Source organism: Endozoicomonas sp. (assembly GCF_031844845.1).
Lineage (GTDB): Bacteria > Pseudomonadota > Gammaproteobacteria > Pseudomonadales > Endozoicomonadaceae > Endozoicomonas.
Genome location: NZ_JAVRMB020000170.1, coordinates 1 through 5,209, shown reverse-complemented (window position 1 = coordinate 5,209; position 5,209 = coordinate 1). Strand labels below are relative to the sequence as shown.

Genomic DNA, 5,209 nt, shown 5'->3' with positions numbered 1-5,209 from the left:
GACTCCTCTGGTTTTAGTCGTTGTGACTCCTCTGGTTTTAGTCGTTGTGACTCCTCTGGTTTTAGTCGTTGTGACTCCTCTGGTTTTAGTCGTTGTGACTCCTCTGGTTTTAGTCGTTGTGACTCCTCTGGTTTTAATAGTAGTGAAGACAGTCGTTCTGATAGCAAGTCGCAAACTTCACAGCAAGAGTCGTTGGCAGTGGTCGCCGATGGCGCCAAAAACACTGGAGCTACCGATAGCGAAAAAACATGTATGTGGGGCAATTGCGAAAAGAGCCACTTTTCTACGGATGATGATTATTATGAACACTTAAAGGAACATGCCAAAAATCATAGTAGTACTGTTTGCCAATGGGATGATTGTTGTAAAAAATTTGCTAGCCAAAAGGGCTTGAAGACTCATTTGCTAAATCATGGTGGGGAAAAGCGCTTCGTTTGTAAAGAGTGCAACAAAGCTTTTTCCCAGCAAAATCACCTGAATAATCACACAACGACCCATACTAGAGAAACACCATTTGAATGTACGGTCTGTAGTCGAAAGACTAATACAGCTGCTAATGCTCGCTCCCATTTTTTGCGACGTCATAACACTAGTGATCGAAGCCGCAGAATGTATTTTCGTACAGATCGACCTGCGGCAGTAAACTCCAGGAAAAGGAACGGTGCGAATAAGTCCAGTTCCACCCTCTGAGGCCATTGATGCTACTGAAGGTAATTGTGAAAAAAGGGACTTATTCGCAGGTTTCCTCAATAGTGAATCTTAAATTTTCGGAATAAAAAACCCAGGCACCACAGCGGCCCAATCAACAGGAACTGCACATCCTTGAAAAAAGATGGCTTCTTGCCTTCCAGATTATGACCCACAAACTGGAATACCCAGGCGACGACAAAAATACTTACGCTGGCTGGCAGCAGGTACTCGCCAAGACCTTCCGATAAGGCAGCAGAAAGTGCAAATACAATAATCATGGCCAGTGACAATCGAAAGGAAAGCTTGAAATAAAATAGCATGCTGATTGCCATGGCAACCCAGGCGGATATGGGAGCAATAGACCACAGCAGGCCGACAATACTGAAAAGGATGGATGGGACACAGAACCAGTGGATTAATTTGTTGGCAGGGTTTTGATGGCTCTCACTGTACTCGCTAAACCATTGCTCAATGGTTTTCATATCTGGATGCCTTTTTTCTGTTTTTATTATTGTAACTCATTGCCACTTTAACTAACGGGGATGGTTGCTCGCAAGAAGATGGCCGCCCGGCAACTATTTCCGCCTCGCCTTGCTGATTTGTATTACAGACTCTGACCCGTTAAGCCGAAAAAACTCTTACCAGATAAAGGGCTGAGGCTAATCAAATGAATGTAGAAATGGGAATGGAGCTGCTCAACCATCAATATGTGACATTGCTAACGGCCATTATGCAGGTAATGGCATCACTGTTTGTATTGGCAGCAGGTTTGGGTGTGATTGCGCTGGTGGTTATCTATATTGTGGATAAACACCAGACCCGGCATACGATTCGCCGTAACTATCCGGTGATTGGTCGGTTTCGTTACTTTTTTGAACATGTGGGTGAGTTTTTTCGGCAGTATTTTTTTGCCGGTGATCGAGAGGAGATGCCATTCAACCGGGCACAAAGATCCTGGGTATACCGAGCGGCCAAGAATGTCGATCGAACCGTAGCCTTCGGATCCAGCAAGAGTATTCGGGAAACCGGTTCGGTGCTTTTTTTAAATTGCCCTTACCCTACGCTCACGGAAGATGCGCTGGAAATCGACAGTGTTTTGCTGGGTCCTTATGCTCGACATCCCTATCGTCCAGGCTCCCTGTTTAATATCTCGGGTATGAGTTTTGGTGCCCTGTCTGCACCTGCAGTTCAGTCATTATCCCGGGGGGCAAAAATGGCGGGCTGCTGGTACAACACCGGGGAAGGGGGGCTTTCTTCTTATCATCTTGAGGGCGGGTGCGACATTGTTTTTCAGATTGGCACGGCTAAATACGGCGTGCGTGATCAGGAAGGTAATTTAAACGATGACGCATTAAGGGAGGTGGCCGGTCATGAGCAGGTTCGACTGTTTGAAATCAAACTGTCTCAAGGTGCTAAACCGGGTAAGGGTGGCATTCTCCCGAAAGAGAAAGTGACGGAAGAAATAGCCGCCATTCGACTGATATCCGCCGGTGAAGATTCAATCAGCCCTAATCGTCATCCGGAAATCAATTGCACCGGTGATTTGCTGGATATGATTGAGCGAGTTCGCTCTGTGACGGGTAAACCCACAGGTATCAAATTTGTACTGGGTGCGGATCAGTGGCTGGAAGATCTTTGTCAGGAAATCCACAAAAGAGGGATTGAATCTGCCCCGGACTTTATGACCATCGACAGCTGCGATGGCGGTACTGGCGCTGCGCCCATGGCCCTGATGGATGATGTTGGACTGCCGTTGAGAGAAAGTCTGCCTTATGTGGATAACCTGCTCATTGCCCACGGCTTGAGAAGTCGGATTGCAGTGATTTGTTCGGGTAAGTTAATCAATCCATCAGACGTTGCCTGGGCACTCTGTATGGGAGCTGATTTTGCCGTATCTGCCCGGGGCTTTATGTTATCTCTCGGGTGTATTCAGGCACTGCAATGTAATAAGAATACCTGCCCAACAGGCATTACCACCCATAAACGAAAGTTGCAGCGTGGACTGGTTCCTGAGGATAAGGCGGGCAGAGTGTCCAGTTACCACGATAATCTGGTGCATGATGTGGAGCTGATCGCTCATGCCTGTGGGGTGAAAGAACCCAGGCAGTTGCAAAGGAAACATGCCCGGCAAGTGACGGGAAGTGGTTTGTCGGTATCACTGGATCAGCTTTATCCCTATCCAGATGGCAAAAAATCTGGATAGGGATATCAGGTTAAATAAAAAGCCCGGAGAAGTTCCGGGCTTTTTATACACTTAACTTTTTATTCAGTAACAGGGATCAGGCATTAGTAGCAACAAAGTATTTCGGATCTTCGATCACATTGACTTCCACCAGATTACCCGCTTTTATCAATAGTTCTTTGCAATCATTACTCAGATGGAGAAGGTGCAGTTTTTTACCACTGTTCATATAGCGTTCTGCCAGTGTATCAATAGCTTCCAGTCCTGAATGGTCACACACCTTGGAATCCTGAAAGTCGATAATAATGTCTTTGTTATCGTTTTTAGGAGAAAACTGTTCCAGGAAGTGCGTGGTTGAACCGAAGAACAAGGGGCCATGAACCTTGTAAACCGTTGAGCCATCGTGATCGTCCTGCTTTTCAATCCGGATGTGCCTGGCATGCTTCCAGGCAAAAATAAGGGCAGAAACAATAACACCGATAATAACGGCCATGGCAAGGTCGGTGAGAACGGTCACTACGGAGACCAGTACCAGAACAAAGGCATCACCCTTAGGCACCTTGTTCATAATCCGGAAGCTACTCCACTCAAAGGTTCCTATTACGACAATGAACATTACGCCAATCAGGGCAGCGACAGGAATCATCTCTATTAAAGAAGACGCAAACAGAATAAATGCCAGCAGAAACAGTGCCGCAGAAATTCCGGAAAGACGACCACGGCCACCAGAGTTTACGTTGATCATACTCTGACCAATCATCGCACAGCCGCCCATGCCTCCGAAGAAACCCGTCACCACGTTGGCAACACCCTGGCCAATACACTCACGATTACTGCTGCCGTGGGTTTGGGTAATTTCATCCACCATTCTTAAGGTCAGCAGGGATTCAATAATACCGATGGCTGCCAGAATCAGGGAATACGGGAAAATGATAGCAAGGGTTTCAAAGGTAAAAGGTACTGAAGGAATGCTAAAGGCTGGTAGTCCACCGGCAATACCAGCCACTTCACCCACCGTTTTGGTATCAAGTCCAAGACCCAGGGCGAGCGCAGTAACCACAATAATGGCGGCCAGAGAGGAAGGAATGGCGGTGGTCAGTTTTGGCAGGAAATGAATAATGGCCATGGTCAGCAGAACCAGTCCAACCATCATATAAAGTTCGATACCTGCCATCCAGGCAACATCAATAATGCTGTTCTCAAAGAATGTGCCGGCTAACCAGCCTGCTTCATTCCCCACACCAAACTGACTTAACTGGGCAAGGAAAATCACGATGGCCAGGCCATTAACAAACCCCAGCATAACGGGGTGAGGCACCATGCGAATAAATTTGCCAAGTTTAAAGACGCCGGCAAGTACCTGAAGAATGCCCATCAGGACAACCGCTGCAAACAGGTATTGAACGCCCTGGTTGGCTACCAGACTAACCATTACCACGGCAAGGGCACCGGTGGCGCCGGAGATCATGCCCGGGCGACCGCCAATGGCAGCGGTGATCAGACCGACCATAAAAGCAGCATACAGGCCGACCAGTGGATCAACGCCAGCAACAAAGGCAAAGGCAACGGCTTCCGGCACCAGTGCCAGGGCGACGGTTAAGCCCGAGAGAAGATCATTCTTCATCGAGGCGATATTTCTGACGTGAGGTTCAAACAAACCGAGTCTCCATTAAACATAATAATAATTGGATAGGTAACATTAGCTGATCAGGCAGAGACTGTTTAAAACGCTAATGGTTAATGATTGAGCTATTAAGTTACTTCGACCCATCCTGATTTTTCGGGATGGTTGATGTTGAGATGCAGGTTGCTGTGAACAATCAAAAGATGATGAATGTTAATTGTCATTAATAATGTAATCATCAGCATTGGTAACGATGCACAGCGTTATGGGTTGAGCCAGGCTCTCGTTGTCTATTAGTATGCAGCGCATATTAAAGAAGCCCCCGGGCAAAGGCAATTGCTGCAAGATTGGGATGCCTGCTTTACTGGAAGGTAGATAAAGGAAGCAGGTTTTACAGATATGGCAGTGTAGGTATTTTGCACAGGTTGTCACTTCAGATAAGTTCCCTATAATGCGCTCCTCTTCCACGACACATGTCGGGACAGCGAAACGAAAGTTGATTGCTGACCGGGAAGAACGATTTGAAGATTGATTGAAAAATAAGCAATTGACAAATCAATGGGGTGCGGTATTATGCGCCTCCACTGACACGGCCCGAGCGGCAACGTCAGTGAGTTGGAAAGCTTCTTTCTTCTACGGAAAAACGATCGCTTGACAACGAAATCGGTCGCTGTATGATAGCGGCTCGCTGATCGGCACCATCGCCGGTTGGA

At 47.2% G+C, this 5,209-nt stretch carries 5 protein-coding genes; 2 read left to right on the top strand and 3 right to left on the bottom strand.

Translation table 11 applies throughout. From position 1 onward, the window contains the following. Positions 1 to 313 (top strand): hypothetical protein (locus tag RM811_RS08945; protein ID WP_402523089.1); only part of this gene is annotated, 313 nt, incomplete at its 5' end. A 433-nt stretch (positions 314 to 746) separates the two neighbouring features. Here RM811_RS08945 and RM811_RS08940 read toward each other — a convergent pair. Further along, complete coding sequence (locus RM811_RS08940) at positions 747 to 1,172, bottom strand: DUF962 domain-containing protein (RefSeq protein ID WP_402523087.1); 426 nt, start codon at positions 1,170 to 1,172, stop codon at positions 747 to 749. Between the two features lie 257 nt (positions 1,173 to 1,429). On the opposite strand from RM811_RS08940, the gene RM811_RS08935 reads away from it, so the two are divergent. Beyond that, positions 1,430 to 2,893, top strand: a complete 1,464-nt coding sequence (locus RM811_RS08935) for an FMN-binding glutamate synthase family protein (RefSeq protein WP_402523092.1) — start codon at positions 1,430 to 1,432, stop codon at positions 2,891 to 2,893. 76 nt (positions 2,894 to 2,969) lie between these two features. Here RM811_RS08935 and RM811_RS08930 read toward each other — a convergent pair whose 3' ends face one another. Together RM811_RS08930 and RM811_RS08925 are read right to left on the bottom strand one after the other, a co-directional pair. After that, positions 2,970 to 4,529, bottom strand: a complete 1,560-nt coding sequence (locus RM811_RS08930) for a SulP family inorganic anion transporter (protein WP_402523085.1) — start codon at positions 4,527 to 4,529, stop codon at positions 2,970 to 2,972. A 180-nt stretch (positions 4,530 to 4,709) separates the two neighbouring features. After that, a complete protein-coding gene (locus RM811_RS08925; RefSeq protein WP_402523084.1) occupies positions 4,710 to 4,841 on the bottom strand; it encodes a hypothetical protein in 132 nt (43 codons plus the stop codon). Positions 4,842 to 5,209: the final 368 nt, after the last annotated feature.

Bases quoted from the DNA above. Each gene is read 5' to 3' on its own strand.
- RM811_RS08940 (WP_402523087.1), bottom strand. From the start codon at position 1,172: ATGAAAACCATTGAGCAATGGTTTAGCGAGTACAGTGAGAGCCATCAA.
- RM811_RS08935 (WP_402523092.1), top strand. From the start codon at position 1,430: ATGGCATCACTGTTTGTATTGGCAGCAGGTTTGGGTGTGATTGCGCTG.